Origin of the sequence: Vibrio nigripulchritudo ATCC 27043, assembly GCF_000222685.1 — a bacterium.
Classification (GTDB): domain Bacteria; phylum Pseudomonadota; class Gammaproteobacteria; order Enterobacterales; family Vibrionaceae; genus Vibrio; species Vibrio nigripulchritudo.
On record NZ_AFWJ01000229.1, the window covers coordinates 1 to 794 of the forward strand.

At 47.5% G+C, this 794-nt stretch carries 2 protein-coding genes; both read right to left on the reverse strand.

Translation table 11 applies throughout. The features are described from left to right. Positions 1-181 (reverse strand): hypothetical protein (locus RH89_RS16515; protein WP_004404410.1); only part of this gene is annotated, 181 nt, incomplete at its 3' end. Positions 182-262: 81 nt separating this feature from the next. Beyond that, positions 263-794, reverse strand: a 532-nt coding sequence (locus RH89_RS16520) for a branched-chain amino acid ABC transporter permease (RefSeq protein WP_004404412.1), incomplete at its 5' end; no start/stop codon positions are given.

Below are 794 nucleotides of genomic sequence, written 5' to 3' on the forward strand. Positions count from 1 at the left end.
TGAAGTAGTCGATTTCGCCAGCAAACCAGGGGGCACCACTTGAGGCGTAGGGTCCGACCCTATAAGTCGGGAGTGGTACAAATTGTTCTGCTCCGTTCGCAACCGAAGACACAACGGGTGCAAGCAGTGAAGACAACACAATACCGGTGACGCAAAGACTCCGTGAAATGTAGTTTTTCATCATATGCTTCCTTGTAGATGGTAGCCGAATCCGCGACTACTCAGTCGTTGTGGAAAGAAATGCTCAACCTTTCCGTTTTGCTTATATTCTGAGTGGCCAGTTCCTTATGCGTGCTGACAAGTTACTGACCATTCGGGTAATTCCCTCTGGCTCTTTAATCAAAAACCAGATGATGAGTACGCCAAATATGACTTTGTTGAGGTTGGACAAAATGCCTGGGTCGATGCTGCCGCCGAGAAAAGTCTTCACGAAATAATCAATGGAGATTGGCAGTAAGAAGATGAAGGCTGCGCCAATGTAGCATCCGCGAATTGAGCTCATGCCACCAATAATGATGATGAACAGGATCTGAAATGAGCGTTCAATCTGGAAACTCAACGTACTCGCCGTTCCAAGAAAGATGAAAGCCCACAAAGCACCAGCAATCCCGAGATAAAAACCGCTAACAGCAAAGGCTAAGGTTTTGTATTTTCGGGCATTGATCCCGATAACTCCGGCGGCAGTATCCATATCCCGTATCGACATCCAGTTTCTTCCGACCGGGCTTTTAACCAGATTGCACGCCACCCAGGTGAGACCGAAGATGACAAGAATGGAGAAGTAATAGCGAACC